The following is a 25,349-nucleotide window of genomic DNA, read 5'->3' on the forward strand; positions in this document are numbered from 1 at the left end:
CCACCGTCGTGATCTTACTGCTCGATCGCGAAAGTTACCGTAACGCTGACGGTATAATTGTTCTCACCCCCCTGGACGGGAACCGCTGCATCCGAGGCCTCCTTCATCATCGTGGCGCGATAGACAGGCTGCGGCATCGGGCGGGGCACATTCTCGTTGATCTCGATAATGCGGCCGAGCTTGACGCCGGCGGCTTCGCTCAGCGTTTTCGCCTTCTTCACGGCCTCGGCGACGGCGTTCTTGCGCGCCTCTTCGAGGGCCGCTTCCGGCTTGTCGTTGGTGAACTGGATGTCGCCGCCCTGGTTGATGCCGAGGGTGACGGACTGGTCGATCACCTGGCCGAGCTTGGCAAGATCGCGCAGCCGGATGGTGATGGAATTGATGGTCTGGTAGCCGATCAGCTGCGGCTGCTGCTGCTGGCCGTCGACCGGCTGCGGATAATTATATTGCGGCTGGATTGAGAAGCCGGAGGTCTGCAGATCGCGCTCGGCAATGCCGCCGTCCTTCAGCGCCTTCAGCACCTCGTTCATCGCCTTGTTGTTCTCGTCGAGCGCTTCGCGGGCGGTCTTCGCCTGCTTGACGACCGCAAGATTGACGACGGCCATATCGGGCGCAAGCGCCGACTCGCCGTCCCCCGTCACCGAAATCACCGCCTCGCGCGGCTTTGCCTCCTGCGCCAAAACAGGCGCTGCGCTGCCGAGCGGCAGGGCCAGAAGGGCAGTCATCAGAAGAGTCTTGGAAAGCATCGGCGCCATGTTTCATTCCCTAGTTGTCGTTTCCCGGATCAACTTTCTGTCGGTTGATTGTGAAGCTATTGCGGCGGAAGGGAAGGGCGAGTGCGGATGGAAGAAAAATGTGAGGGGGTGCGGGCGTGGAACCAGTATGGAGAGGATGTGCCGTGGTCGCCCCCCCTCTGCCCTGCCGGGTATCTCCCCCACAGGTGGGGAGATCACAAGTGGATAAACCTTCCCACGCATCTGCCATTTCACCGATTTGTGACGTTACTTGTTTGAGAAGGACATCGCGCCCAGCCAATCTCCCCACCTGTGGGGGAGATGCCCGGCAGGGCAGAGGGGGGCGGCCACGGCACAGCCTCTCTATTCCTGCGTGTTCGTTATCATGAAGGCGCACCACCTTCCCAAATCCCCCAAACCTGCTAGCAAAGACGGCGGGTTAAGAAACAGGGGCGGGCATGCTGTGTCCGGCAAGGGGGCAGCATGCGATTTATGACAATTCTTTCGCTCGGCCTCGCCATCGGCTTGGCGGGCTGCTCTCAGGTGGCGGAAAAGGCGGAGAATGCCGCCAACCGCTCCTTCACCAGCTACGCGCTCGGCAAACCCTACGCGGAGATCGCCAACGTCGGCCAGTCGCCGATGGCGCGGCTTTCCGGCTCCGACGCGACCTATGGGCCGATGATCGGCGCGACGCCGCTGAAGAACGGCATGACGATCTACCGGCATATGGCGCCCGCCGCCAAGACCGAGACCGGCACCAACTTCGCCGGCCTGGTCGGCAGCTCCACGGTTTCGCAGAACAACCGGCTTTCCTATTTCCTGGTGGGCGCCGATGGGATCGTCAAGGATTGGGCGACGGGCTCGGCGCAGGGCAGCGCCAGCGACTGCGTGCAATATATCGGCGGCATCATTAACCGCTGCAACGACATGCGGCAGCTGCAGGCGTCGCTCGCGCTCTATGATGTAAGGGTGGCAACGAAGGCCGGCCAGCCCATATCGAGCTGGGGAGAACCGGCAGCGGTCGCCGTCAACTGAGCACTCGCATCCGTGGTTCCTCGGGTCAGCCCTGAGACCCACCGAGGGCGGCAGTCTGCGCTGCAAGGATCGCAAGTGCGACGCGATTCTCATCCAAACAGCTCGCGCATTTGCCGGAATTCCTCCGGACGTTCCGCTTTCTGCCAATCGCGTCTCCCACCATCCGTCATACTCGGGCTTGACCCGAGTATCCATGCCGCACGCGCCTCGCTCGAGTTGCTGGGCTGCGGTCGCCATTGTCCGTGCGAACGCCAACGCAGTGCACGGGCTATGGGTCCTCGGGTCAAGCCCGAGGACGACGGATGGGGTGGGGAACTTGTGTGGCTAGGACCGCAACTGCGAGGTGGAGCGCATTCTTTTCTGCGGTTCTTACTTCGCTATCCCTGGTGGAAAGCCTTACATCATCCGGAACCGGATTTGTCGTGACCGCCGAAGGGTGCAGCGCTGATTTAAGCGCCGAAATCATCCATGAAAGACGGATGGATCGCAGGCTTGCGCTCTTCGCGCGCGTCGCGAAAACGCTGGGGAACCGCACCGAGACCGGTGACGAAACGGGTCAGGAGATTGCGGTTGAAAAGTTTCTGTAGGGCACTCATGGCAGTTCACTCATTCTTTTTTTTGTTAGGCGGCAGCATATATTTTGCTCAGGCTGCCGTCGCAATGGGCAATTTTGCATGACAGTTATGTGACGGTGCATGGCTTGAGTGCAGGCCGAAAGCCAATCACATTGGCGTTAGGAGGGCGCGCCAAGCGGGTCAACCGCTATAAATCCCCACAAACACGCGTGATCGCGTGGTAAATTACCTTCTTGGGGCAAACCCATGTCCTCCGAAGGAGAAGCTCAGATGAACCGATTTTTCGCATTTATCGCGACCGGAGCGCTGATCAGCCTTGCCACGATCACTTCGGCCTGCACGTCATCCGGAAATCTCGACCAGACCTCGTCGATTGGCGGCGGCTATTATCGGGAAGAGCTGCCGCTCAACCCGGCCTGCGGGGGTGGGTTCAGACCGAGCGACGGTCGCTCCTGCAGCTATTAAAGGCCTGCTCGGTATTGATTTGGCTACGATGTCTTCTGGATGGCGCCGCAGATGAAATCGGGGTAGCTGGCGTCATGGCGGCGGCCGATGGGCCGAGCAAGCGGAGCTTGATCAACTGCCTGCATCACCCGCTTTGGACTCCTGCTTGGCGTCCAAGGTCAACACTCAGTGAAGCCCTTGCAGTCTGTTCCGTCGTTCTGCCAGCAGTTCATTTTTAACCAGATCCCGGGCATCGTCCGAAAGACCATTCGGCCCCAACAGACCAAGCTCGGTAAACCGCGCTTCGATTTCCTTCGGAATGCTATCCGCTTCGTGTTGGCAAAGGCGGACAAGCCACTTCCATTCGTCGCTAGTCATATCCCTGTGCACGACCATGAATTGCTACCCCCTCCCGAGAACAACGGATCCACTAATAAGTAGCACAACTTCTATCGAAAGGCAGGTGGCTCGACGATCAGGCTGATCATGCGCACATCAATCCGCCAAGCGGTGCACCAACGCGAAGTTTCCGATCATTCTCGGTAAATCTCCACCAGCGGGTCGTTGGCAAAACGTGGCGCATATTTCTTGTCGCAGTCTCACCGGACGATCACACGAACTCGCTTGGTAGCCTGCTCAGGCGTAGTCAGTAAATCCATGCGCCGATCCTTCCCCCTCTGGCAACGGAAGCGGCAGATAACTTACTCGACATATAAATGGGCACATTGGGTAACGGCTTCACCGATCCATGATAGGATAGATGTTAGCGACTGGGTGAGGACGCTGCTCACTTCCCTATTCTGCCTTATTGGCAATAGCTTGCTCAAGTTGTCGCGCGGCGATCACTGCTGATCTTTTATCCAAGTGAGCACCATCCGATTCCCATCGGATTTCGTCATCCCATTTAATGTTGAGCAACCGCTCGCCAAATTTGGGGTCCGCGTCAATCATTGCATGTCTGCTACGCGCCTCGTAGTCGGTCGCGGCGAGGAGAGGGTGCATCGGCATGAGCAGATAGTAGGTTTTGCCACCTTGAGCCTCTATCCGATCTGCTATTATCCGGAGCTCTTGCGCCGACTGATTTATTGTGGCGCTAACGGGTCGAGAATCCAGCGCTTTGGCCATCGAAGAGATTGTTTCAGTGTACTTCAAAGGCTCGGGCAATTGACTGAGGAGTTTTCGTGCCGCATTGGCTGACGCTAATTCTCGCTTATCAGCCTTAGCGTCCAGATTGTATACGATCGACACAATTGAACGAACGGGGCTGTAAGCAGGGCCTAAAGCAGGAAAACCAAGCGGCGGGGAAACAACGCTCTTCGCGAAGTGCTCAAGTTGAAGGTCACGCGGCCGATCCAGGATATTGATCTCAATTACCAGGACCTTAGGACGAATTTGCAAAGCGCTCATGGCGCTGGACACCGGCGATTGCCCTGGAAGGGATATGTTGGCTGTCTTTTGGCTAAAGAGATTCGGTGACAGTCGGTAGAGTAGGGATGTACCAGCGAGCGTTAGCGGAGAGGTGTTGGCTCTGGCGAAATCGAGAATGATCTGTCGATTGTCTTCCGACTGGTTGAGGGTTGGAAGATATCGCGGGAGATATGGTATCATCAGACTCCACGAGACGCAGAGAGCCAATGCGCTTTTGCCGATTGCAGTGAGGAATTTCCAATCACGAGGGTTTCGCGCCATTGAGATCAGACGCTCGTCGTGTTGCCTGCGGCGCGCGCTGATGGCTTCAGAACTGGAAATAAATGAAGGCATCTGTTCGCCCTTTGTCGAAAATCGATAACATCAGCATAGCACCATAACAAAACGCCATCAGCAGGCTGTCCTTCTCGCTTATTCGTTTCGGTACGAGGTGGGCAAACATGACCGGCGCGGCGTAAATTGCAATTAATGCATATTGAGTTGATCGGAAGCCGAAATGTCTTGATGCGCCGGCTACCGCCTCAATATAGAGCCAGGCGTGTTCGAAGTTTTGCAGTTTGAAGAACAGCCAAAGGCAGGAGACCAAAGCGAAAATCAGTGCTGTATAGGCTAGTTGCAAAGCGGCGGCCGTGGCGCCTTTCGACGGGAGCACCCGGGCCAACGGAGTTAGCGCCCTCTCGATGCATAACGCTAGGCCATGCGCTGCGCCCCAAAGAAGGAACGAGACGGCTGCTCCATGCCAAAGACCTCCAAGTGCCATTGTGGCGAACAGGTTGAAGTATGTCCGTATCGTACCGTGTCTATTCCCGCCGAGCGGAATATAAAGGTATTCCCGCAAGAAACTTGACAGACTGATGTGCCACCGCCGCCAGAAGTCCGAAAATGAACGCGCGGTGTACGGTCGATTGAAGTTTATTGGCAGCCGATAGCCTAGCAGCGCAGCCGATCCGATCGCGATAGCAGAATAGCCGGCGAAGTCCGCAAAAATCTGAAAACTATAGCAGAACAGCAGCGCGAGCAGATCATATCGCCCCAGCCCTTGAAATGTTTCCGGCTGATCCATCCAAACTGTAAACTGAGCAAGATTGTCGGCGACGAAAGATTTGAAAAAGAGGCCCCAGATAATCCATTTTGCCGCCTCTGCGAAAGGTACATCCCTGATCGTCTTCTTAGCGATCTGAGGCATGAACTGGTGGGCTTTCACGATCGGCCCCGCGACGATCTGCGGAAAAAAAACGAGATAGAGGAGCCCGTTTCGGAGGAAGCGAGAGTAGTTCAGGCCGCCGGGGAGGTCGCCTTTGGTGAACTGCTGTTTATAGGCATCTCCGATCAAGCTAATGCAGTGAAACGTGTAAAAAGAGATGCCAATCGGAAGGGGGGCGTACAAGATGCTCTCAACCAGCCCGTTGGAGGTCGAAACTGCTGCCATCTTTGCATCAATGAAGAGAAATTTGTACTTGAAGAACGCTAGTACCGATAGATTGGCCGTGACGCCGAGAGCCATCAGCGGCTTTGGAGCGGCGCAACCTTGGAGAATGATGTAGGTCACGGTGCTGGAGCAAAGGGAAACGGCTAGCAGGAGCGGTATCTCGAGAGGTTGCGCCCAACCATAAAAAACAAGGCTTGCGACCAACAGAATTGTAATCTGCAGCCGAGGGAAGAAATAATAGAGCGCGAAGACGAGGCAGAAAAGCAGCGCATATTCAGGCGAGATAAAATTCATTGCTGCCTCTGAGGTAAAATAGAGCAGGGTGCGTACACGATGACGACACCGCTCGCAACGATCTCGGAATGTTACGGCCCTAGGTGGAGATCGACGCGGCAATTACCGAGGTTTCTAAATCCTGCTACCGGATCATCAATCGGGCTTCAATGGTACCGTTCGAGGCGCCCGCCACGACCTTCAAATAACCTTTGACGACGCTTCGAGGAAATTCCAAAAATTCCGGAACCAAGTGTCAAAATTCCGATTTTTCGCGTCCGGCAAAAACCACTCTTCAAATCCCTTAAAAACAAGAAAATTGGTGGGCCCGGAGGGACTCGAACCCCCAACCAAGCGGTTATGAGCCGCCGGCTCTAACCATTGAGCTACAGGCCCTTGACGCCGGTGATGCGCCTTGGCGCCGGAGGCCGGCGCCTGGATGCCGGGGCAATGGTTCCCGCAGCATCGGTTCGCTCTAACGCAAATTGCAGGGAGCCACAAGCGCAGAGCGCAAGCATCTGTGGACGATGCATATTTCATCGGCGCCGGTACTGGAACCTTCTCGCGCGGACGACAATTACAGAGATTGGATTCGATGAAGAGGGCGATTGCAGATGGTGGCGTTGAACAGTGCCGTGGTGCTTATCGTCGAGGACGAGCCGCTGATCCGGTTTAATGTTCTCGACGTGCTTGAAGATGTCGGCCATGTGGCGCTGGAGGCGGCGAATGCCGACGAGGCGATGGTGGTGCTGAAGGGCAGGCCGGATGTCGATATCCTGTTCACCGACGTCAACATGGCCGGTTCGATGGACGGGATCCAGCTTGCCAAGCGGGTGAGGGCGATGCGGCCGAATATCGGCATCATCATCACCTCGGGCATGGTGCGGCTCGACCCCATGGCGCTGCCCGCCAATACCGCCTTCCTGCCGAAGCCCTACATGCACGATGCGCTGATCTCGACGATCGATTCGCTGATGACGTGACTGGCTCGCCGAATGAGATGAAGGGGGCGCGCAGCCGCAAAACGGGGACAGGTTTTGCGGCTGCGCGCGAGGCGCCGGGAGACATGCTCGTCTTCAGGCGTGCGGAGGGGGTCGCGCCCTCAGCTGAAGCTGCTCTTCAGCGCCTCGTTCTCGTGGTGGGCCTTCTTCTCATAGATCGTGAACAGCGCCATCGAGAGGAGATAGGAGAGGAAGGGGTCCCCGATCTGCGTGGCGATGTCGCGGGAGGCGAGCACGTGGCGCTCCAGGGCGCCGATATCTTTCTGTATTGCGGTTTCAGCGAGGCGGTTCATGCTGCCATCTCCAGGAATTGCGTCACGACCGAGCGGGCCGGAACATGTCTGACATAAAGGGGTAGGGTCAGGCCGAGGGCGGTGCGCATCTTGCGCAGCACGCGGTCCGACACTTCGAAGGCGCCGCAGCAGACGGGGTACTTGCCGTAGCCGTCTGCGCGGCCGAGTTCTTCCACTTCGGCCCCCGCGCGCTTGTAGACGCGCTTGAGATAGGGCTCGTAGTTGGAAATCATCGTGTGGATGCCGTGGTCGAGCGCGCATTCGCAGAGCGCCAGCAGCATCATTGAAAAGGCGCGGCCGGCGTCGATCTGGGGGAAATCCCTGGCGATCGCCTCTTCGTCGATGCACATGCGGGTGCCCTCCCAGATGCCCGGCGCAATAAGATCGGCGGCATCCGGAAACGTCTCGCGGAAGACATCGTAGAGAAGGGTCGGGCCGGTCGTCGGCATCAGGCGCATGCCGCCATAAAGACGGGTGCGGCTGTCGTTGCACCAGACGAGATAGGCCGGAGCCAGCGCATCGTAGCTGTCGCGCTCGTAGGGGCCGACGACGGGTACGTCCCAACCCAGCGTATCGGCGAACACCTTCTTGCGCAGGCGAAACATCTGATCGAGTACGGCAGCGTATTTCTGATACTCATGTGCCTGAATGATAACGAACATTTTGCCCTCCAGCGTTTGCAAGTCCGTGGAGAGCAGAATGGTTCAGGCGGGCCGGATCGGAAATTCCCTCAGATGGGCCCCCTCAGATGGGGGGATTAGCCCAAAAGTATGAGGGCCGGCGTTATGAGATGCGCCGGCCAGAGACTATGGATTGATGATGCGCAATTGCACGGCCCGCGAGGCGGCGGCCGAGATCGTGGCGCAGCCGAGCTTGAAGCGGGCGGTCTTCAGATAATCGCGCGTCGTGTGCTCGGATATGCCCAGGATGACCGAGATATCCTTGTAATCCTTGCCGAGTGCGGTCCAGTGCAGGCACTCGATCTCGCGCGGCGACAAGGCCGGCACCGGGTCGTTTTCGCCGTGCAGCTCATAGACGGCCTTGCGATGGATCAGATGGGCGATTTCGATCCATTCGTTGCGGCAGCGGCGGACGAGTTCGTTCCAGTCGTCGACCGGGATGCGGGCATTCACCGACAGCAGCGCCCGGCGCTGCGCCTTGTCGGCGACGGGAATGGAGTAGCCGTTGCCGCCGATGCCGTGCTTCTGGGCGTCGACCAGCATGGCATAGGCCTCCGGCGTCGGCTCGACCTCGCTCCAGTCGAAGGGCAACTGGCGTTCGAAGCCCTGCTTGACGATCGGGTCGACCTTGACATAGCTGTTCAGCAGGTAGCGGGAGACCCAGGCATCCGGATAGGTGGTGCGCACGAAGGGCGAATCGATCTTGCTGGCGATTGTCTGGGCGAGGTGGTAGGTGACGAAATCGAGGCCGTATTCCGCCTGCAGAATGCGGATGGCCGCATCCACATTGGCCGCCGCCTTGATCTGTTCGAAGGCGGGTTCGAACTTTTCGCTATAGGTATTCTCGATCATTTCCACTGCCCCAATTCCCTCAATCCTACCGTGAGGACCGTCATAAATACAAGGCATCCCCACATATGCGGGGAATGACAATCCCGGCTCCGTCTGCTAGCGCCTTTCCACGAGGAGACCTCATATGGACAGCAAGAGACCCTTCGAGATTGCCGAATGCCAACAGGCCGCCAAGGGCCTGAAATCCAGTTGGCAGGACATGGCAGGCTCCGAAGCGCTGATCCGCGCGCTCGTTGCCGAACGCAACGGCGACACCCCCCTGGCGCTGTTCTGGACCGAGGTCCACCGGGCGCTTTGCGTTGATAACAACGTTTTCTGACATGGCCCGCCCCGGCGGGTGTTTCAGGCTTTTCCCGATATTGACTGGATCGGCTCGGCACCAGGATCGGCCACCGCAAGGTGAAATCCGTGTCCCGCCAGCGACCACGTTTCCATGCTCATCCGTTTCCGATTTTGCGAAGAAAGTGTCGAGCGGCATTCTCACGGGCGGGCAGAGGGAAAGCGCATACTCCCTGGATTTGTGCCATTATGCTTGACGAAACGTTACCAGCGGGCGCTGTGGTGTGTCGTTGACACGGCTAGACTGTGCCATTGCTGACACTTTCCCGCGACAGCCGCGCCAACGCTCACTCCGCTGATGCAAGCTGCGGCATCTCTCCGCCCGCATCCTGATGTGCCCCGCAGGGGAGCGCGCTCATCACCCGCCCTCGTGGTTCGAGACGGCCCTGCGGGCCTCCTCACCATGAGGGCTAATCGTTGTGCCCTGCGGCTGGGCTATCCGGGGGAGGGCGCCGCGTTATCCGGTTAGGGCAAGCCGCAACCTCTCTCCGCCCTCATCCTGAGGTGCCCCGTAGGGGGCTCGAAGGACGGGGCGGCCACCGGCGCCTAAGCGTATCGGCGGGCTGATCGTGGTGCCGTTTGACCGGACTGATTGGTGGGCGGCGTGACTGATGGGCTGGTGGGATAGCAAACAGAGTGGGCTATGGCTTGCCGCTCCGCTCTCCGAGAGAGGCGCTGCATCTCTCTCCGCCCGCCAGTGACACAAGCCGTGAACCTCTCTCCGCCCTCATCCTGAGGCGTGGAGGCCATAGGCCGGAGCCTCGAAGGACGAGGGCGGCCACCGGCCACACGCGCTCACTCAACCTTGACTGCCCCGCGCTTCGACAATGCCGGCAAGGCCTCGTAATCCATCGCAATCAACGCCTCCTTCTTGCGGCGCGACCAGCCCTTGATCTGGCGCTCGCGGGCGATGGCGTCGATGATGCGGTCATAGGTTTCGGTGAAGACGAGTTCGACGGGCAAGCGCTTGACGGTGTAGCCGTCATAGCTCCCGGCATTGTGCTCCCAGACACGCGCCTCGATCTCCTGCTTGGTCAGCCCGGTATAATAAGAGCCGTCGCTGCAGCGGAGGATATAGACGGTGACTTCCATGGCGGGAGGCTAGCATGGGGAACAAGTGAGCAGCAATCGTGTTGCTCCGCTCTCGGATGAGGCAAGCCGCGCCCTCTCTCCGCCTGAGGTGCCCCGCAGGGGCCTCGAAGGACGGGGGCGGCCACCGGCGCTCAGAGGTATCGGCAGCCACCCGCCCTCGTGGTTCGAGACGGCCCTGCGGGCCTCTTCACAATGAGGGCTAATCGTTGTGCCGCCTGGCTGGTGGGCTGAGCGGTGTGCCGCGTTTTGCAGGCTGGGCTGCAGCGTGCTGCTGGGCTCCAGCGTGCTGCTCCGCTCTCCGAGGGCAAGCCGCGCCCTCTCTCCGCCCTCGTTGTTGTGCCCTGCTGCTAGACTATCGGGGGCAGGGTGCTGCGTTCTCCGATGAGAGCATGCCGCAACCTCTCTCCGCCCTCAGCCTGAGGTGCCCCGTAGGGGCCTCGAAGGGCGAGGCCGGCCACCGGCGCACCAGCCGATATCAACCAACCTTGGTCGATGGATTGACCCAGTCCTGGAGCGGTATTTCGGGCTTCGGCTGCTTCGGGCGAAATTTCACCAGCACCTCTCTGCCGTCGACGGAGGCCTGCGTGCGTTCGAGTGAGTTGCGTTCGGCAACCGCCTGGCGCCAGTGATCGTCCCCACGCCCGTCGGGGCGGCCCTGTTCTTCCCAGATCGCGTAGGCTCTTTTGCTGATCCATTCGTGACGTCTGTCGCTCATTTACCCATTCCATTCGTGAAAGCGTTATTCGGCAATTCCGTCCTGCGGAACCGGCCTGTCCTGCGGAACCGGCCCGTCTTCTCGAACCGGCAAGCGGCGCTTGGCGGCCATCAGCAGGTCGAGTTCGATCGAGGACGGCCCGAAACGGGTAAAGAGGCTTTCGGCCTGCTCGCCGCCCAGGCCGTATTTGGAGGCGAATTCGTCAAGGCTGTAGGGACGGCCGCGCAGGATCCTGCTTCGGCGCTCCGGTTCACGGATTTGCGTCATTGGTGATTACCCCAGACTGTTTTCGAAATGTGAGAACAAAACAGATTACAGCGGCAAAAGTTCCGTGAATTTGCAGGGTTTTTTCTGCATCGCGGGCGATCCATAAGCTGCGGCATGGATTTTCAGCAAAGGTGGCGGCTGCGAAAATTTCGCCTAAAACACGCAAGAAAATCAGCGCGTTATGGAATTGGCTTCCGCGAGGGCCGATAAATGGGCTTTACCCCGGCGCGTTAGTCTATAGAATCAATCGTGTTAATCGGTTCGCAGGGGCAGCAAAAACGTCCGTTCCCCGCGTTGGCGCGACCGATACCGGAGGACTTTGGCCTCAACCCATCAAGAGGAGACAGACATGATGAATGCCCTGCCGCCACTTCATGACGGCCACGCGCCGTTTACCCTCCAGCAGCTGTTTCGCGAAGCGCTCTACGCCTTCGAGGAATGGGACAGCGAAGTGACCGAGCCGATCGTGACCCACGAAGGCCGCGTCATCCCGATCAGCTTCGTTTTCGAAGCCATGCGCGAATGCACCGACATCGTGCCGATGAATATCGTCGGCGCCGTCACCGAGCGGCTGACAAAGCCGTGGGAGGGCGAAGGCCCGCTCGACCAGATGACCTTCTCGACGGCGGCGCGCGTCATGCGCGTACTGGTGCGCAAGCGCCTGCTTGCCAACGGCACGGTCGATCTCGTGGCCGTTTCGGCTCATGCAGCCGAAGACCAGAGCCGCGACTGACGGAAAAAGGATCGCGGCCCCGGCTGCGATCCTTTTCCGCTTCCTGGCGGAACCTCGCCGATTGCCAGCCGTTTACTGGCATGCCCGCCGCTCGTGCGGGTGAGGAATGAGCACCATGCTGAAATCCATCGTTCAAGAAATCATCGGCACGCCGCGGCGTGAGCCAGAACTTCCGCAATCGCTCGAGCAGTTTCGCGACAGGAAGCGGGTGCTGATCATCTTTGCCGATGCGCAGGACGACCGCGCCGTCATCCAGGACGAGTGGCTGCGGAACGCGCATATGCGTCTCATCGAGGAAGACATCGAGGTTTTCATCATCGCCGGCGGCGGCGCTTTCTCGCTGCTCGACGACGGCTCCGAACTCGATGCCGACGACGTCAGAGAGCGGCTGCAGGGGCCGCCATCCGGCGAGTTCGGGCTGATCCTGATCGGGCGCGACGGAACCGTGAAACTGCGCTCGAGCGAGCCGAGGCCCGCGGAGGATATTTTCGCAGCCCTCGAGATGCTGCCGAAGCAGACGCCCTGGTAGGGTTCGGAACCCCGTGTGACGTGCGTCCGACGTCTCCTGCTTCCTAAAGCTCGAAGGCTTCCTTGAGGCCGAGGCTCTTGCGTTCGCGCAGGTCGAGATCGGTCTCGATATGGGCGATGTGATGCAGCATCAGCCGGCAGGCGCGGTCGAGGTCGTTGCTTTCGATCGCCGAGATGATCTCGCCATGTTCGGAATGGCCGCAGCTCGATGCGGTGGACTGGCCGTAAAGGGCAATCACCAGGGATGAGCGGGCAACGAGCTCTTCCATGAAGCGTTGCATGATTGCATTGCCTGAGATCTCCGCCAGCATCAGATGGAAATCGCCCGACGCCTTGATCTCGGCGCGTCGCGCCGTCTGGCCGCGTTCGCTCATCAGCCGGCCTTCCTCCAGCAGAAGCTGTTTCAGCTGGCTGATATCATCCGTGGTGATCCGCGCCGCCGCCTCACGCAATATGCCGGGTTCGACCAGGCGGCGGGCGGAAAAGATCTGGCGGGCCTCCTCCGGCGAGGGATAGGCGACGAAGGCGCCGCGGTTCTTCTCGACGCTGACGAGGCCCTCATAGGAGAGCGCCTGCAGGGCGGCGCGGGCGAGCGTGCGGCTGACGTTGAAGAGATTGCCGACATCGCTTTCCGAAAGCTTGGTGCCGGGTGAAAGCCGGCGCTCGACGATCGCCTCGCGAATGGCGTCGCGGATCTGTTGCGCGCCGGTTTCGGCGGAGTCTTCGGCCTGCATAGCCTTGGCGGCGGATTTCATGAGATCATTCCCTGATGGCGGGCAAACCATATCCGGCTTCGCGGCAAAAGTTAAACGGAATTTGTGCCCGAAACGCCGGCTAATTGTATACGATTTTCTGCACAAATTGAGCACGAAAGCCTAAATCATGTGCAGACACTGCCTAGCCGATAATTTTACCTCTCGGATGGATCGTCGATAAAACTGTTTTTTCACAATGGTTTGGTCGGCGAAACGGAATCTGGCACGGCAGATGCATCGTCTTTTCCAAACAGGGGAAGGCATGATGTCGAAAGCGGCAGAGATCGATATAGTATCCGTTTCGAAGGTCTATGGGGCGACAACCGCCGTCCATGCCATCAGCCTGAAAATTCCGGCCGGCGCCTATTGCTGCTTCCTCGGCCCGTCGGGCTGCGGCAAGACCTCGACGCTGCGCATGATTGCCGGCCATGAGAGCATTTCGTCGGGCGATATCCGGCTCGGCAATACGGTCGTCACCGATTTTCCGCCGGCCAGGCGCGGCACGGCGATGATGTTCCAGTCCTATGCGCTGTTTCCGCATCTCGATCTCATCGACAACGTCGCCTTCAGCCTGAAGATGAAGGGCGTCGACAAGGCCGAGCGGCGGGCCAAGGCGCTTGACCTGCTGAAGCTGATGCAGATGGAGCCCTATGCCAACCGGCGCCCGGCCCAGCTTTCCGGCGGCCAGCAGCAGCGTGTGGCGCTGGCGCGCGCGCTGATCACCGATCCGGAGGCGCTGCTGCTCGACGAGCCGCTGTCGGCGCTCGATCCATTCCTGAAGATCCGCATGCGCGCCGAACTCAAGAAACTGCAGAAGTCGCTCGGCATCACCTTCGTCCATGTCACCCACAGCCAGGAAGAGGCGATGGCGCTCGCCGATATCATGGTCATCATGAATGACGGCCGGATCGAGCAGGCGGCCGCGCCCCGCGACGTGTTCGAGAAGCCGGCAACCGCCTTCGTCGCCCGCTTCATGGGCGATCACAACGTCCTGTCAGGCCGGGTGACCTCAAGCGAGAACGGCGTGCTCGTCATGACCGTGCCGGAGGGGCAGAGCTTTTCGGTGCGCGGAGCGGGCAGGGAGGTCGGCGAACCGGTCGATATCGGCATCCGCACCGACCGCGTGCGCCTTCAGGTGGCGACCGAATGGACGCTCGGCTTCAACGGCACCGTCTCCAACGTCGAATATCGCGGCTCCTCGGTGAAGATCACCGTTACTGGCGCCGGCAGCGACGACTTCACCGTCATATCCGACGACAGCGACTATTTCGCCCGGCCGGTTTCGGTCGGCGATGCCGTTGCGCTCAGCTGGGCGCTCGAGGATGCCGTGCTTCTCGGCCGCTCTTCCGCATGAACCATCACCATCCATCCTTCCGCATCAACAAAAAGGGGAACTGACATGACGACTGAAATAGCATCGACCAAGGCTGGGAAGGGTCTTTCCCGCCGCACGTTGCTGAAGACGGGTGCCGCCGCCGTCGGCGCCATCGCCGGCTCCGGCGCGATCACCGGCTTCCCGACAATCTGGGCGAAGACGAACATCACGCTTCGCCAGTTCGGCACCGGCGTTTCGAACATCAATGCCATCGCCGAGAAGTGCAAGGCCGATCTCGGTATCACGCTGGAGATGACGGCGACCGATTCCGACGCCGCCGCCCAGCGCGCCGTCACCCAGCCCGACAGCTACGACATTGCCGATATCGAATACTGGATCGCCAAGAAGGTGTTCCCGACAGGCGTGCTGCAGCCGATGGACGTCAAGAAGCTGAAATATTACGACAAGATCGTGCCGCTGTTCATCAACGGCAAGCTGAAGCCGGACAGCGTCATCGCCCAGGGCACGGCGCCGCACACGGTCGGCTTCGTCGAGGCGCAGGGTTCCAAGAAATTCGCCAAGGAACCGACCCAGTGGATGACGATGGTTCCCACCATCTACAATGCCGACACGCTCGGCATCCGCCCCGACCTTACCGGCCGTCCGATCACCAGCTGGGCCGATATTCTCGATCCGGCCTTCAAGGGCAAGACCGCGATCCTCAACATTCCGTCGATCGGCATCATGGATGCGGCGATGATCATGGAAGCCGCCGGCAAGATCAAATATGCCGACAAGGGCAACATGACGAAGGAAGAGATCGACAAGACGATCGAATTCCTGATCAAGACCAAGGGCGACGGCCAGTTCCGCGCCTTCTGGAAGTCGTTCGACGAGTCGGTCAACCTGATGGCCTCGGGCGAAGTCGTCATCCAGTCGATGTGGTCGCCGGCCGTCGCCGCCGTCCGCTCCAAGGGCATCGCCTGCACCTTCCAGCCGCTCAAGGAAGGCTACCGCGCCTGGGGCGGCGGTCTCGGCCTTGCCTCGCATCTCAAGGGCGCTGAGCTCGATGCGGCCTACGAATACATCAACTGGTACACGTCAGGCTGGGTCGGCGGCTACCTCAACCGCCAGGGCTACTATTCCGCCTGCATGGACACCGCCAAGAACTTCATGTCGGCCGACGAATGGGGCTACTGGATCGAGGGCAAGCCGGCGCAGGGCGATATCCTGTCGCCTGAGGGCAAGGTCATGGAAAAGGCCGGAGCCGTCCGCGACGGCGGCGCCTTCGAAGCCCGCATGGGCGCGGTTGCCTGCTGGAACTCGGTCATGGACGAAGACCGCTACATGGTCCGCCGCTGGAACGAGTTCATCGCGGCCTGACGCAAGTCGGCGGTTGTCGCTTTCCCCTCCCCAACCCTCCCCACAAGGGGGAGGGAGCCTGGCGAGGTTATGGCAAAAAAACTCCTGCCCCTTGTAGGGAAGGAGCCCGGTGAGGGCGCGGCACAGTAACTCCCTCCCCCTTGTGGGGAGGGTTGGGGAGGGGTCTTTTTCGAGCCCTCCCCAAGCGACGCAAGGTCCGCGGTAGCCAAGGCGCTACGGCGATTCCCTTCTCCCCGCCTGCGGGGAGAAGGTGCCGGCAGGCGGATGAGGGGGCTGCACGCGCCTTCGTCCAACCTGACGTAATCAGAACGGAGAACGGGATATGGCAACTATCGCAGCAGACACGGAAGAGAGCAGCCGCGGCAGCCGCGCCTTCCGCCTCTCCCCCTCGGCCATCTCCTATCTCCAGGCGACACCGCTGATCGCCATTCTCGGCTTCTTCTTCCTGCTGCCGATTGCCATGATCGCGGTCGTCAGCTTTTGGGATTATGATTTCGCCGGCCTCTATCCCGACTTCCTCACCATGAACTATACCGATACGCTCGGTTCGTGGGTGACGTGGAAGACCTATCTCAACACGCTGAAATTCACCGCCATTGTCTGGGGGCTGACGCTTCTCATCGGTTTCTGGGTCGCTTATTTTCTGGCCTTCCATATCCGCAAGACCTCGACGCAGATGATCCTCTTCCTCGTCTGCACCGTGCCGTTCATGACCTCGAACATCATCCGTATGATCTCGTGGATCCCGGTGCTCGGGCGTAATGGCCTTGTCAATTCGTCGCTGATCAAAATGGGCATCATCCCGCAGCCGATCGAATGGCTGCTCTATTCCGATTTCGCCGTCGTGCTCGCCATGGTGCATCTCTACACGCTGTTCATGGTGACGCCGATCTTCAACACGCTGATGCGCATCGACCGGTCGCTGTTCGAGGCGGCGCGTGATGCCGGCGCGTCCGGCTGGCAGGTGCTGTGGAACGTCGTCATTCCGCTCGCCAAACCCGGCATGGCGATCGGCACGATCTTCGTCGTCACCCTCGTCATGGCCGATTTCTCGACGGTGCAGGTGATGTCCGGCGGCCAGAGCGCCTCGGTGGCGCTGATGATGAAGAACCAGATGTCGCTGCTGCAATATCCGGCGGCGGCCGCCAATGCCGTGGTGCTGCTTGCCGTCGTGCTCTTGATGGTCGCGGCCATCCTGCGTGTCGTCGACATCCGCAAGGAGCTTTGAGATGAACCACGAAAAACGCGGCCTGGAATTCTATCTTCTGGCGATCTTCTTCGCCGTCTTCGTGCTGTTCCTCTACGGCCCGCTCTCGGCGATCCTGATCCTCTCCTTCCAGGGGCCGGATGGCGGCCTGACCTTCCCGATGAACGGCGTTTCCACGCACTGGTTCTTCAACCTGTTCGAGAAACAGGCGGTCGGCGATTTCGGCGCCTCCTTCCGCCGCTCCTTCACCCTCGGGCTGATGGTGATGGTGGTGACCGTCACCGTCTCGCTGCTCGCCGGCCTTGCCTTCCGCCGCCGCTTCCGCGGTTCGACCGTGCTGTTCTATGCCACGGTCGCCAGCCTCGTCGTGCCGTCGATCATCGTCTCTCTCGGCATCGGCGTCGTCTTCCAGGAGGGCGGGCTGAAGCCCGCCTGGTATTCCTCGGCCTTCGGCGCGCATCTCACCTGGACGCTGCCTTTCGGCGTGCTGATCATGTTTGCCGTCTTCAACCGTTTCTCGCCGGCCTATGAGGAGGCGGCGCGCGACCTCGGCGCCAGCTCCTGGCAGACATTCCGCCATGTCGTGCTGCCGATGATCGCGCCGAGCCTGATCGGCGTCGGCCTGTTCGGCTTCACGCTCTCCTATGACGAATTCGCCCGCACGCTGATGACTTCGGGCAGTTACAATACGCTGCCGCTTGAAATCTACGGCATGACGACCAATGTCACGACGCCGGTGCTCTATGCGCTCGGCACGGTGACGACGCTGTTTTCCTTCACCATCATTCTCATTGCGCTCGGCATCATGACCATGCTCAGCCGGCGACAGGCAAAGATCAACTGACATGCGCATTCTCATCGTCAATCCGAACACCACCGCCTCCATGACCGAGAAGGCGGCCACCGCGGCGCGCGCGGTGGCCGCGCCCGGCACCGAGATCATCGCCGCCACCTCGCCGATGGGGCCTGTCTCCATCGAAGGCCACTACGACGGGGCGCTGGCGATCCCGGGCCTGCTTTCCGAACTGAAGGGCCGACAGGCGGCCGGCTACGACGCGGCCGTCATCGCCTGCTTCGACGATACCGGGCTGGAAGCGGCACGCAGCTTTGCCGACGTGCCGATCCTCGGGCTTTGCGAATCCGCCGTCGCGACGGCAGGTTTCCTGGCGCAGCGTTTTACGGTGGTGACGACGCTCGAGCGGTCGCGGTTGCTGATCGACAATCTGGTGCGCCGTTACGGCATGGGCGAGCGCGCCAAGGTGCGCGCCTCCGACATCCCGGTGCTGGAGCTCGAAGATGCTGCCTCGGGCGCGATCGGCAAGCTCCGGGCGGAGATCGAGCGGGCGCTTGAAGAAGACGGCGCCGAGGCGATCGTGCTCGGCTGCGCCGGCATGACGGATCTCGCCAGGGAGTTGCAGGATATTTACGGCGTGCCCGTCGTCGACGGTGTCTCGGCCGCCGTCAAGCAGGCCGAGGCGCTGGTGTCGCTCGGGCTTTCCACCAGCAAGCGCGGCTCTTACGCCTCGCCGCTGCCGAAAGCCTTTACCGGGGCGATGAGCGCCTTCTCGCCGGCCGGAAGGCCCGGCTGAGCCATGGCTATCTCCTTCGACTTCACAGAGCTTTCCGAGCGCGAGCGCTACAAGCTGATGATCGGCACGATCATTCCGCGACCGATCGCGCTGGTGACCACAGTCGACGAACACGGCCGGATCAACGCCGCCCCCTTCAGCTTCTTCAACTGCCTGTCGGCCGATCCGCCGATCCTGGCGATCGGGGTCGAAAACAATGCCGACATGTCGTTCAAGGACACCGGCCACAATATCCGCATGACCGAGGTGTTCACCGTCAACATCGTTTCCTTCGCCATCGCCGAGGCGATGCATGTTTGCGGCGCCAAATATCCGCGCGGTGTCGATGAGCTGAAGCAAGCGGGATTGACGGCAATGCCGGGCGAGAAGGTGGCTTCGCCCTGGATTGCCGAGGCGCCGGCCGCCTTCGAATGCCGGCGGCATGTGACGCTGGAGCTCGGCCGCTCGCGGCAGATCGTCATGGGCGAGATCGTCTATGCGCATTACCGCGACGGCGTCGTCGATCCGGAACGGCTGCACGTCGATCCGGCCGCGGTCGATGCCATCGCGCGGCTCGGCGGCGATACCTGCGCCACGACACGCGACCGTTTCGAGATGCTGACGCCGAAGGTCTGAGGCCACCCAGAACCAAGTTTTGCTTTACTTTTTCGCCTCCCGCGAGAATGGTCTGCAACGGATCATTGCGGCAGAGGAGCGCCTTATCATGACACTCGACGACGATCTCCACCGGATCGCGGAGCAGGAGAAGGTGCTGAGCTTCGATGCCTTCGACCTGACGACGGCATGGCAGCTCGGCAAACTCCTGCAGGAACTCGCCACCGAGCGCGGCCTCGGGGTCGCGATTGATGTGACCCTGTATTCGATGCCGGTCTTCTATGCGGCGCTGCCGGGGGTGACGCCCGACAACGTCAACTGGGTCCGCCGCAAGCGCAATATGGTATTCCGCTATTTCCGCAGTAGCTACGCCTCGGGCCTGAAGCTGAAAAAGGACGGCAAGACCGTCGAGGACAACGGCCTTTCCGGCGACGATTATGCGCCGCATGGCGGCAGTTTCCCGATCAACGTCAAAGGCACCGGCTGCATCGGCGCGGTCACCGTTTCCGGCCTACCGCAGCGCGACGACCATAATCTCGTGGTCGAGGCCTTAGCGCTGATGCTGGCGAAGGACCTGGATACGTTGCGGCTCGCGGCGCTCTGAGCGGGGTGTTCCTTGCCGGCGGGCGCCGGCAGTGAAGCTCAGAGCCTGCCGCTGGCCTCGGTGATGCCCTTTGTCAGGCTGCCGGTTGCTGGGAAGAGCGGGATGAGGCAGGCCTGCAGGGCGTGATAGATATCGCCCTTGCCGGGGAAGAGCGAATGGGCGGGAACGAGATCCTCCGTCAGCTCCTCGTGCCAGCCGCCATTCTTGTGGTCGATGAAGGCGCGTTCGATGACATTCCAGATCTTGCGGTAGCATTCCTCGTGGTCGTCGCTCGGCAGATGCTCGTTGAGGAAATGGGCGGCGGCAGCGCCCTCGCAGGCCGGCCACCAGAGCTTGTTGCGCTTGGCGGGCTTGTCGTTCCAGTCGAGCGTGTAGAAGAAGCCGCCCTTATCCTTGTCCCAGCCGAGCGCCATCGATTGCTCGAAGAGCGCCTTGGCCGCATCCGGCATCCATTCGATGCGTTTTCCGCCGAGCACCCAGAGCTGCAGGATGAGGCGGGCCCATTCCAGCCAGTGGCCGGGGGTCGTGCCGGCCGGGCGGAACATTTCGTTCGGATGATAATATTGCTTGTCGAGCTTCCAGTCGGCGTCGAAATGTTCGGCGACGCGCCAGTCGACGGAACCCGCCTGCCGGCGGATGACGAGATCGGCGATGCTTTCGGCCTTGGTCAGGTAGTCCCGGTCGCCTGATGCTTCGAAGGCGGCCATCAGCGCTTCGGTCAGGTGCATGTTGGAGTTCTGGCCGCGATAGGCGCCGCCATCGAGCGGCTGCCAGTCGGCGGTGAATTCCTCAGCGATGGCGCCATGGCGCGGTTCCCAGAACCTGGTGTTCAGGATTTCGGTGATGTCGGCAAGCATGCCGTCGGCGAGCGGGTGGCCGATCGTCTTGGCGGACGAGGCGGCGAGCAGCACGAAGGCGTGGCCGTAGCCCTGTTTGTTGGTGTCGACCGGGCCGCTATTGTCGAGCGACCAGAAATAGCCGCCGTTTTTGCGGTCGCGATGATGGTTCCAGAGATAGTCCATGCCATGGTCGACGAGGTCGCTCGCACCCGGGCGGCCGAGCAGCGTGCCGATCGAGAAACAATGCACCGCGCGCGCCGCGATATGGATGCCGCGCACCTGGCCCTCGGCGTCGAGAGGCTTGCCGGTGTCGTCGAGATCGTAGAAGCCGCCCTTCGGGTTGACCGAATTATGCTGGAAGAAATCGAAGAGGCCGTTTGCCTGGGCGAGCAGCCAGCTGCGATGGTAGGCGCGGCTCGTCCAGTTTCCAAGCACGGGTGCCATGACACTTCCTCCGATTTCGTGGGCGATGCTTTTGAAATGCCTATATAGAGGCCGTTCACGCCTGTCATCCGCCCAGACTTGCAAAGCACGAAATCGACAGGCATATATTGACATAAAGATATCTTTATGTGATTTGAACTGCTTGATCTTACGACGTCAAGGAGCCCTCCCGTGTTCGATACTCTCTTTGGTCCGGAAACGGGCAAACGTGACGGCAATGAAGTTTTCGCAGCGCTGCGCAAAGCCGCCAGCGAACGCATCCTCGTCCTCGACGGCGCCATGGGCACGCAGATCCAGGGGCTCGGCTATGACGAGGACCAGTTCCGCGGCACTCGCTTCATCGGCTGCGCCTGTCATCAGAAGGGCAATAACGACCTTCTGATCCTGACGCAGCCGGATGCGATCGAAGAGATCCATTATAAATACGCCAAGGCCGGCGCCGATATTCTCGAGACCAACACCTTCTCCTCGACCCGCATCGCGCAGGCCGATTACGAGATGGAAGGCGCGGTCTACGACCTCAACAAGGAAGGTGCGGAGATCGTCCGCCGGGCAGCACTGCGTGCCGAGCGCGAGGACGGCCGCCGCCGCTTCGTCGCCGGCGCCATCGGCCCGACCAACCGCACTGCCTCGATCTCGCCCGATGTCAACAACCCCGGTTTCCGCGCCGTCACCTTCGACGATCTGCGCTCCGCCTATGGCGAACAGATCGACGGCCTGATCGACGGCGGCGCCGACATCATCCTGATCGAGACGATCTTCGACACGCTGAACGCCAAGGCGGCGATCTTCGCCTGCGAGGAGCGCTTCGAGGCCAAGGGCGTGCGCCTGCCGGTGATGATCTCCGGCACGATCACCGACCTTTCCGGCCGCACGCTTTCCGGCCAAACGCCGTCGGCCTTCTGGAATTCGGTGCGCCACGCCAATCCCTTCACGATCGGCCTGAACTGCGCGCTTGGCGCCAATGCGATGCGCCCGCATCTGCAGGAGCTTTCCGGCGTTGCCGACACCTTCATCTGCGCCTACCCGAATGCCGGTCTGCCGAACGAATTCGGCCAGTATGACGAAACGCCGGAACTGATGGCGGCGCAGATCGACAGCTTTGCCCGCGAAGGCCTCGTCAATATCGTCGGCGGCTGCTGCGGCTCGACGCCGGAACATATCAGGGCGATTGCCGAGACCGTCGCCAAGTACAAGCCGCGCCCGATCCCGGCGCACCGCCCCTTCATGTCGCTGTCCGGCCTCGAACCCTTCGAGCTGACTAAGGATATTCCCTTCGTCAATGTCGGCGAGCGCACCAATGTCACCGGCTCGGCGAAGTTCCGCAAGCTGATCACCAACGCCGACTACACCGCAGCGCTCGATGTCGCCCGCGACCAGGTCGAGAACGGCGCCCAGGTGATCGACATCAACATGGACGAGGGCCTGATCGATTCCGAAAAGGCGATGGTCGAGTTCCTCAACTTGATCGCCGCCGAGCCCGATATCGCCCGCGTGCCTGTCATGATCGACAGTTCGAAATTCTCGATCATCGAATCCGGCCTGAAGCGCGTGCAGGGCAAGCCGATCGTCAACTCGATCTCGCTGAAGGAAGGCGAGGAGAATTTCCTCGCCCAGGCCAGGCTGCTGCACAATTACGGCGCGGCCGTCGTCGTCATGGCCTTCGACGAGACGGGACAGGCCGACAGCTATGAGCGCAAGGTGGAAATCTGCACGCGCGCCTACACGCTGCTGACCGAGAAGATCGGCTTCCCGCCCGAGGACATCATCTTCGATCCGAACATCTTCGCGGTGGCGACCGGCATCGAAGAGCACAATAATTACGGCGTCGACTTCATCGAGGCGACGCGGACGATCCGTGAGCGCATGCCGCTCGTGCATATCTCCGGCGGCGTCTCCAACCTGTCCTTCTCGTTCCGTGGCAACGAGCCGGTGCGCGAGGCGATGCATGCCGTGTTCCTCTACCACGCCATCCAGGCGGGCATGGACATGGGCATCGTCAATGCCGGCCAGCTGGCCGTCTACGACAATATCGATCCCGAGCTGCGCGAGGCCTGCGAGGACGTGGTGCTGAACCGCCGACCCGACGGCACCGAGCGGCTGCTCGAAGTCGCCGAACGTTTCCGCGGTGCCGGAGCCAAGGAAGGCCGCGTCCAGGATCTGTCCTGGCGCGAATGGAGCGTCGAGAAGCGTCTCGAACATGCGCTGGTCAACGGCATCACCGAATATATCGAGGCCGATACCGAAGAAGCGCGTCAGCAGGCCGCCCGGCCGCTGCACGTCATTGAAGGGCCGCTGATGGCCGGCATGAACGTCGTCGGCGATCTGTTCGGCTCGGGCAAGATGTTCCTGCCGCAGGTGGTCAAGTCGGCGCGCGTCATGAAGCAGGCGGTCGCCGTGCTGCTGCCCTACATGGAAGAGGAAAAGCGCCTCAACGGCGGCGAGGAGCGTCGCTCGGCCGGCAAGATCCTGATGGCGACGGTCAAGGGCGACGTGCACGATATCGGCAAGAACATCGTCGGCGTCGTGCTGGCTTGCAACAATTACGAGATCGTCGACCTCGGCGTCATGGTGCCGGCGACGAAGATCCTGGAAACGGCGATCGCCGAAAAGGTCGATGTCATCGGTCTTTCCGGCCTGATCACCCCGTCGCTCGACGAGATGGTCCATGTTGCGTCCGAGATGGAGCGGCAGGGCTTCGAGATCCCGTTGCTGATCGGCGGGGCGACGACCAGCCGCGTGCACACGGCGGTGAAGATCCATCCCGGTTACAACAAGGGCCAGGCGATCTACGTTACCGATGCGAGCCGCGCCGTCGGCGTCGTCTCGGCGCTGCTGTCGCCGGAGATGCGCCAGAGCTATGTCGACGATACAAGGGCCGAATATGCCAAGGTGGCGGCCGCCCATGCGCGCAGCGAGGCAGAGAAGGTGCGCCTGCCATTGCCGCGGGCTCGCGAGAATGCGCATAAGGTTGACTGGTCCGACTACCAGCCGACAAAGCCGCAATTCTTCGGCACCCGGGTGTTCGAGGATTATGATCTGGCCGAGCTTGCGAAGTACATCGACTGGACGCCGTTCTTCCAGACTTGGGAGCTGCGCGGCCGCTACCCCGCTATTCTCGAGGACGAAAAGCAGGGCGAGGCAGCACGGGCGCTGTGGGCCGACGCCCAGGCGATGCTCAAGAAGATCATCGACGAGAAGTGGTTCCGTCCGCGCGCCGTCATCGGCTTCTGGCCGGCCGGCGCCGTCGGCGACGATATCCGCCTGTTTACCGACGAGAGCCGCAGCAAGGAGCTTGCCACCTTCTACACCTTGCGCCAGCAGCTTTCGAAGCGCGATGGGCGGGCGAATGTGGCGCTCTCCGATTTCGTCGCCCCGGTTTCGAGCGGTGTGCAGGATTATGTCGGCGGCTTCGTGGTGACGGCCGGCATCGAAGAGATCGCCATCGCCGAGCGCTTCGAACGGGCCAATGACGATTATTCCTCGATCCTCGTCAAGGCGCTCGCCGACCGCTTCGCCGAGGCCTTTGCCGAGCGCATGCATGAGCAGGTGCGGCGCGAATATTGGGGTTATGCAAAGGACGAGACGCTCAGCAACGAGGAGCTCATCACCGAAGCCTATGCCGGCATCCGTCCTGCACCCGGCTATCCCGCTCAGCCCGACCACACGGAGAAAAAGACACTCTTCAAGCTGCTCGATGCGGAACATACGGCAGGCGTGAAGCTGACGGAGAGCTATGCAATGTGGCCCGGCTCATCCGTCTCCGGCCTCTATATCGGCCACCCCGACTCCTATTATTTCGGCGTCGCCAAGGTGGAGCGCGATCAGGTGGAAGACTATGCGAAGCGCAAGGGCATGGAAATTTCCGAAGTCGAGCGCTGGCTCGGACCGGTGCTGAACTACGTGCCGCGCAAGGCGGACGAAGGGATCGAGGACGCCGCGTAGAAAGCGCGCCGTTCTTAATGCGATGAATCAAGAAGACGATGAAGCCGAAAAGTGATTCACTTTTCGGCTTCATATCTTTGAAAATGAACAGAAATTATGCCGCAACTTTTTGTGTATGTATGTCTTGGTTGACCTGCCACCGAACTTTCATCCGGCAGCGATTAGAGCCCCGGCGGTTTTGAATACGCCAAGTGGCGCGGTGTGAGCAACCGGCGGAAACGCGAAGCTTTCATCTCGCGCAGCGTTGGAGCCGGTT

General features: G+C 60.8%; 27 protein-coding genes and 1 tRNA gene. 14 read left to right on the forward strand and 14 right to left on the reverse strand.

The genetic code is table 11. From position 1 onward, the window contains the following. Nucleotides 1–14: 14 nt before the first annotated feature. A complete protein-coding gene (locus ATY75_RS03740) occupies nucleotides 15–755 on the reverse strand; it encodes an SIMPL domain-containing protein (protein ID WP_088936505.1) in 741 nt (246 codons plus the stop codon). A gap of 462 nt (nucleotides 756–1,217) precedes the next feature. On the opposite strand from ATY75_RS03740, the gene ATY75_RS03750 reads away from it, so the two are divergent. Then, entirely contained in the window at nucleotides 1,218–1,769 is a 552-nt protein-coding gene (locus ATY75_RS03750; protein ID WP_088936506.1) for a hypothetical protein, read from the forward strand. Between the two features lie 449 nt (nucleotides 1,770–2,218). On the opposite strand, the gene ATY75_RS34475 is transcribed toward ATY75_RS03750, so the two are convergent. Further along, a complete protein-coding gene (locus tag ATY75_RS34475; RefSeq protein ID WP_190241308.1) occupies nucleotides 2,219–2,365 on the reverse strand; it encodes a hypothetical protein in 147 nt (48 codons plus the stop codon). Nucleotides 2,366–2,614: 249 nt separating this feature from the next. On the opposite strand from ATY75_RS34475, the gene ATY75_RS03755 reads away from it, so the two are divergent. Next, entirely contained in the window at nucleotides 2,615–2,809 is a 195-nt protein-coding gene (locus tag ATY75_RS03755) for a hypothetical protein (RefSeq protein ID WP_088936507.1), read from the forward strand. 165 nt (nucleotides 2,810–2,974) lie between these two features. Here ATY75_RS03755 and ATY75_RS35530 read toward each other — a convergent pair whose 3' ends face one another. The 4 genes from ATY75_RS35530 to ATY75_RS03775 all read right to left on the reverse strand — a co-directional run bounded on the left by ATY75_RS35530 (nucleotide 2,975) and on the right by ATY75_RS03775 (nucleotide 6,314). Beyond that, nucleotides 2,975–3,184, reverse strand: coding sequence for a hypothetical protein (locus ATY75_RS35530; protein WP_049736274.1), 210 nt, complete (start codon nucleotides 3,182–3,184; stop codon nucleotides 2,975–2,977). Between the two features lie 399 nt (nucleotides 3,185–3,583). After that, on the reverse strand, nucleotides 3,584–4,549 hold the full coding sequence (locus ATY75_RS03765; protein ID WP_143535262.1) for a hypothetical protein: 966 nt from the start codon (nucleotides 4,547–4,549) through the stop codon (nucleotides 3,584–3,586). Then, nucleotides 4,524–5,939 carry an MBOAT family O-acyltransferase gene (locus tag ATY75_RS03770; RefSeq protein WP_088936509.1) on the reverse strand — a complete coding sequence of 472 codons (1,416 nt, stop codon included), beginning with the start codon at nucleotides 5,937–5,939 and terminating at the stop codon, nucleotides 4,524–4,526. The genes ATY75_RS03765 and ATY75_RS03770 overlap by 26 nt, the downstream gene beginning before the upstream one ends. Before the next feature lie 299 nt (nucleotides 5,940–6,238). Then, nucleotides 6,239–6,314: transfer RNA gene (locus tag ATY75_RS03775), tRNA-Ile, on the reverse strand. Nucleotides 6,315–6,532: 218 nt separating this feature from the next. On the opposite strand from ATY75_RS03775, the gene ATY75_RS03780 reads away from it, so the two are divergent. Continuing rightward, the gene (locus tag ATY75_RS03780) at nucleotides 6,533–6,901 is read left to right on the forward strand and encodes a response regulator (RefSeq protein WP_064839823.1); all 369 of its coding nucleotides are present in this window, start codon (nucleotides 6,533–6,535) and stop codon (nucleotides 6,899–6,901) included. Between the two features lie 119 nt (nucleotides 6,902–7,020). On the opposite strand, the gene ATY75_RS03785 is transcribed toward ATY75_RS03780, so the two are convergent. The 3 genes from ATY75_RS03785 to ATY75_RS03795 form a co-directional block, all read right to left on the reverse strand. Beyond that, nucleotides 7,021–7,212 (reverse strand): hypothetical protein, encoded by a 192-nt coding sequence (locus ATY75_RS03785; protein ID WP_003593249.1) that lies wholly within the window; start codon nucleotides 7,210–7,212, stop codon nucleotides 7,021–7,023. Further along, nucleotides 7,209–7,874, reverse strand: coding sequence for an acyl-homoserine-lactone synthase (locus ATY75_RS03790; RefSeq protein WP_088936510.1), 666 nt, complete (start codon nucleotides 7,872–7,874; stop codon nucleotides 7,209–7,211). The genes ATY75_RS03785 and ATY75_RS03790 overlap by 4 nt, the downstream gene beginning before the upstream one ends. 144 nt (nucleotides 7,875–8,018) lie before the next feature. Beyond that, the gene (locus ATY75_RS03795) at nucleotides 8,019–8,744 is read right to left on the reverse strand and encodes a LuxR family transcriptional regulator (RefSeq protein WP_064839819.1); all 726 of its coding nucleotides are present in this window, start codon (nucleotides 8,742–8,744) and stop codon (nucleotides 8,019–8,021) included. 124 nt (nucleotides 8,745–8,868) lie between these two features. Between ATY75_RS03795 and ATY75_RS03800 the strand changes: the two genes are divergently transcribed. Further along, nucleotides 8,869–9,063, forward strand: coding sequence for a hypothetical protein (locus tag ATY75_RS03800; protein WP_049736280.1), 195 nt, complete (start codon nucleotides 8,869–8,871; stop codon nucleotides 9,061–9,063). 815 nt (nucleotides 9,064–9,878) lie between these two features. On the opposite strand, the gene ATY75_RS03805 is transcribed toward ATY75_RS03800, so the two are convergent. The 3 genes from ATY75_RS03805 to ATY75_RS03815 form a co-directional block, all read right to left on the reverse strand. Then, on the reverse strand, nucleotides 9,879–10,175 hold the full coding sequence (locus tag ATY75_RS03805) for a GIY-YIG nuclease family protein (protein WP_088936511.1): 297 nt from the start codon (nucleotides 10,173–10,175) through the stop codon (nucleotides 9,879–9,881). 475 nt (nucleotides 10,176–10,650) lie between these two features. After that, nucleotides 10,651–10,890, reverse strand: a complete 240-nt coding sequence (locus ATY75_RS03810; protein WP_088936512.1) for a DUF2934 domain-containing protein — start codon at nucleotides 10,888–10,890, stop codon at nucleotides 10,651–10,653. A gap of 24 nt (nucleotides 10,891–10,914) precedes the next feature. Further along, complete coding sequence (locus ATY75_RS03815; RefSeq protein ID WP_064839815.1) at nucleotides 10,915–11,157, reverse strand: hypothetical protein; 243 nt, start codon at nucleotides 11,155–11,157, stop codon at nucleotides 10,915–10,917. Between the two features lie 349 nt (nucleotides 11,158–11,506). Here ATY75_RS03815 and ATY75_RS03820 point away from each other — a divergent pair, with 349 nt between their 5' ends. Together ATY75_RS03820 and ATY75_RS03825 are read left to right on the forward strand one after the other, a co-directional pair. Then, the gene (locus ATY75_RS03820; RefSeq protein WP_064839813.1) at nucleotides 11,507–11,890 is read left to right on the forward strand and encodes a hypothetical protein; all 384 of its coding nucleotides are present in this window, start codon (nucleotides 11,507–11,509) and stop codon (nucleotides 11,888–11,890) included. A 115-nt stretch (nucleotides 11,891–12,005) separates the two neighbouring features. After that, nucleotides 12,006–12,419, forward strand: a complete 414-nt coding sequence (locus ATY75_RS03825) for a DUF4174 domain-containing protein (RefSeq protein WP_088936532.1) — start codon at nucleotides 12,006–12,008, stop codon at nucleotides 12,417–12,419. Between the two features lie 43 nt (nucleotides 12,420–12,462). Here the strand turns inward: ATY75_RS03825 and ATY75_RS03830 are convergent, their stop codons facing one another. Continuing rightward, a complete protein-coding gene (locus ATY75_RS03830) occupies nucleotides 12,463–13,173 on the reverse strand; it encodes a GntR family transcriptional regulator (RefSeq protein WP_088936513.1) in 711 nt (236 codons plus the stop codon). A 265-nt stretch (nucleotides 13,174–13,438) separates the two neighbouring features. Between ATY75_RS03830 and ATY75_RS03835 the strand changes: the two genes are divergently transcribed. The 7 genes from ATY75_RS03835 (at nucleotide 13,439) to ATY75_RS03865 (ending at nucleotide 19,865) form a co-directional block, all read left to right on the forward strand. Further along, a complete protein-coding gene (locus ATY75_RS03835) occupies nucleotides 13,439–14,527 on the forward strand; it encodes an ABC transporter ATP-binding protein (RefSeq protein WP_088936514.1) in 1,089 nt (362 codons plus the stop codon). A 45-nt stretch (nucleotides 14,528–14,572) separates the two neighbouring features. Then, complete coding sequence (locus ATY75_RS03840) at nucleotides 14,573–15,871, forward strand: PotD/PotF family extracellular solute-binding protein (RefSeq protein WP_088936515.1); 1,299 nt, start codon at nucleotides 14,573–14,575, stop codon at nucleotides 15,869–15,871. 322 nt (nucleotides 15,872–16,193) lie between these two features. Beyond that, nucleotides 16,194–17,099, forward strand: a complete 906-nt coding sequence (locus ATY75_RS03845; RefSeq protein ID WP_088936516.1) for an ABC transporter permease — start codon at nucleotides 16,194–16,196, stop codon at nucleotides 17,097–17,099. Between the two features lies 1 nt (nucleotide 17,100). Continuing rightward, nucleotides 17,101–17,922: an ABC transporter permease gene (locus ATY75_RS03850; protein WP_088936517.1), complete on the forward strand. Its 822-nt coding sequence runs from the start codon at nucleotides 17,101–17,103 to the stop codon at nucleotides 17,920–17,922. A 1-nt stretch (nucleotide 17,923) separates the two neighbouring features. After that, nucleotides 17,924–18,667, forward strand: a complete 744-nt coding sequence (locus tag ATY75_RS03855) for an aspartate/glutamate racemase family protein (protein ID WP_088936518.1) — start codon at nucleotides 17,924–17,926, stop codon at nucleotides 18,665–18,667. 3 nt (nucleotides 18,668–18,670) lie between these two features. Continuing rightward, nucleotides 18,671–19,282: a flavin reductase family protein gene (locus ATY75_RS03860; RefSeq protein WP_088936519.1), complete on the forward strand. Its 612-nt coding sequence runs from the start codon at nucleotides 18,671–18,673 to the stop codon at nucleotides 19,280–19,282. Between the two features lie 88 nt (nucleotides 19,283–19,370). Next, nucleotides 19,371–19,865, forward strand: a complete 495-nt coding sequence (locus ATY75_RS03865) for a heme-degrading domain-containing protein (protein WP_088936533.1) — start codon at nucleotides 19,371–19,373, stop codon at nucleotides 19,863–19,865. A gap of 38 nt (nucleotides 19,866–19,903) precedes the next feature. Here ATY75_RS03865 and ATY75_RS03870 read toward each other — a convergent pair whose 3' ends face one another. After that, nucleotides 19,904–21,148 (reverse strand): AGE family epimerase/isomerase, encoded by a 1,245-nt coding sequence (locus ATY75_RS03870; protein ID WP_088936520.1) that lies wholly within the window; start codon nucleotides 21,146–21,148, stop codon nucleotides 19,904–19,906. Nucleotides 21,149–21,319: 171 nt separating this feature from the next. Between ATY75_RS03870 and metH the strand changes: the two genes are divergently transcribed. Next, entirely contained in the window at nucleotides 21,320–25,093 is a 3,774-nt protein-coding gene (gene metH, locus ATY75_RS03875; protein ID WP_088936521.1) for a methionine synthase, read from the forward strand. The last annotated feature ends 256 nt before the right edge of the window (nucleotides 25,094–25,349 follow it).

This window comes from Rhizobium sp. N122 (assembly GCF_002211295.1).
Taxonomy (GTDB): Bacteria; Pseudomonadota; Alphaproteobacteria; order Rhizobiales; family Rhizobiaceae; genus Rhizobium.

Bases quoted from the DNA above. Each gene is read 5' to 3' on its own strand.
- ATY75_RS03740 (WP_088936505.1), bottom strand. From the start codon at position 755: ATGGCGCCGATGCTTTCCAAGACTCTTCTGATGACTGCCCTTCTGGCC.
- ATY75_RS03750 (WP_088936506.1), top strand. From the start codon at position 1,218: ATGCGATTTATGACAATTCTTTCGCTCGGCCTCGCCATCGGCTTGGCG.
- ATY75_RS34475 (WP_190241308.1), bottom strand. From the start codon at position 2,365: ATGAGTGCCCTACAGAAACTTTTCAACCGCAATCTCCTGACCCGTTTC.
- ATY75_RS03755 (WP_088936507.1), top strand. From the start codon at position 2,615: ATGAACCGATTTTTCGCATTTATCGCGACCGGAGCGCTGATCAGCCTT.
- ATY75_RS35530 (WP_049736274.1), bottom strand. From the start codon at position 3,184: ATGGTCGTGCACAGGGATATGACTAGCGACGAATGGAAGTGGCTTGTC.
- ATY75_RS03765 (WP_143535262.1), bottom strand. From the start codon at position 4,549: ATGCCTTCATTTATTTCCAGTTCTGAAGCCATCAGCGCGCGCCGCAGG.
- ATY75_RS03770 (WP_088936509.1), bottom strand. From the start codon at position 5,939: ATGAATTTTATCTCGCCTGAATATGCGCTGCTTTTCTGCCTCGTCTTC.
- ATY75_RS03780 (WP_064839823.1), top strand. From the start codon at position 6,533: ATGGTGGCGTTGAACAGTGCCGTGGTGCTTATCGTCGAGGACGAGCCG.
- ATY75_RS03785 (WP_003593249.1), bottom strand. From the start codon at position 7,212: ATGAACCGCCTCGCTGAAACCGCAATACAGAAAGATATCGGCGCCCTG.
- ATY75_RS03790 (WP_088936510.1), bottom strand. From the start codon at position 7,874: ATGTTCGTTATCATTCAGGCACATGAGTATCAGAAATACGCTGCCGTA.
- ATY75_RS03795 (WP_064839819.1), bottom strand. From the start codon at position 8,744: ATGATCGAGAATACCTATAGCGAAAAGTTCGAACCCGCCTTCGAACAG.
- ATY75_RS03800 (WP_049736280.1), top strand. From the start codon at position 8,869: ATGGACAGCAAGAGACCCTTCGAGATTGCCGAATGCCAACAGGCCGCC.
- ATY75_RS03805 (WP_088936511.1), bottom strand. From the start codon at position 10,175: ATGGAAGTCACCGTCTATATCCTCCGCTGCAGCGACGGCTCTTATTAT.
- ATY75_RS03810 (WP_088936512.1), bottom strand. From the start codon at position 10,890: ATGAGCGACAGACGTCACGAATGGATCAGCAAAAGAGCCTACGCGATC.
- ATY75_RS03815 (WP_064839815.1), bottom strand. From the start codon at position 11,157: ATGACGCAAATCCGTGAACCGGAGCGCCGAAGCAGGATCCTGCGCGGC.
- ATY75_RS03820 (WP_064839813.1), top strand. From the start codon at position 11,507: ATGATGAATGCCCTGCCGCCACTTCATGACGGCCACGCGCCGTTTACC.
- ATY75_RS03825 (WP_088936532.1), top strand. From the start codon at position 12,006: ATGCTGAAATCCATCGTTCAAGAAATCATCGGCACGCCGCGGCGTGAG.
- ATY75_RS03830 (WP_088936513.1), bottom strand. From the start codon at position 13,173: ATGAAATCCGCCGCCAAGGCTATGCAGGCCGAAGACTCCGCCGAAACC.
- ATY75_RS03835 (WP_088936514.1), top strand. From the start codon at position 13,439: ATGTCGAAAGCGGCAGAGATCGATATAGTATCCGTTTCGAAGGTCTAT.
- ATY75_RS03840 (WP_088936515.1), top strand. From the start codon at position 14,573: ATGACGACTGAAATAGCATCGACCAAGGCTGGGAAGGGTCTTTCCCGC.
- ATY75_RS03845 (WP_088936516.1), top strand. From the start codon at position 16,194: ATGGCAACTATCGCAGCAGACACGGAAGAGAGCAGCCGCGGCAGCCGC.
- ATY75_RS03850 (WP_088936517.1), top strand. From the start codon at position 17,101: ATGAACCACGAAAAACGCGGCCTGGAATTCTATCTTCTGGCGATCTTC.
- ATY75_RS03855 (WP_088936518.1), top strand. From the start codon at position 17,924: ATGCGCATTCTCATCGTCAATCCGAACACCACCGCCTCCATGACCGAG.
- ATY75_RS03860 (WP_088936519.1), top strand. From the start codon at position 18,671: ATGGCTATCTCCTTCGACTTCACAGAGCTTTCCGAGCGCGAGCGCTAC.
- ATY75_RS03865 (WP_088936533.1), top strand. From the start codon at position 19,371: ATGACACTCGACGACGATCTCCACCGGATCGCGGAGCAGGAGAAGGTG.
- ATY75_RS03870 (WP_088936520.1), bottom strand. From the start codon at position 21,148: ATGGCACCCGTGCTTGGAAACTGGACGAGCCGCGCCTACCATCGCAGC.